We start from the raw sequence: 391 nt of genomic DNA, 5'->3' as shown, positions 1-391 counted from the left end.
GGAATCGTCGAAGGTGGGACTGGCGATTGGGACGAAGTCGTAACAAGGTAGCCGTACCGGAAGGTGCGGCTGGATCACCTCCTTTCTAAGGAGCGCTTCTCGGCTGCCGGTGCCCCGTGTGGGGGCTGGTGGTCTGGGGGCCAGTACACCGGCGTGCGTCCGGTGCTGGTTGCTCATGGGTGGAACGTTGACTAGTCAGTTCCCGGTGGTGGCCGGGATCGTCAGTACTGCCCCCCTTGGTGGGGGTGTGGAACGCGGTCCGGGGCACGGGCCGGGGGCTGGGTGCGCTGTTGGGTGTCTGAGGGCACGGCCGTGGAGGCTGGGTCTTCGGTGCCGGTCCCGGTGTACTCCGCTGTTCGTGGCGGGGGTGGTGGGTGGCCGGTCGTTGTTT

1 rRNA gene is annotated in these 391 nt (G+C 67.0%); it reads left to right on the top strand.

The window, feature by feature from the left end:
* Window positions 1-85: ribosomal RNA gene (locus tag AC2CJA_RS27335) — 16S ribosomal RNA — on the top strand; the annotation flags it as partial.
* Window positions 86-391 lie beyond the last annotated feature (306 nt).

The organism is Streptomyces sp. ATLC9 (assembly GCF_057196705.1).
Note: the sequence above shows the minus strand (reverse complement) of the source record. Positions and strands in the feature narration are given on the sequence as shown.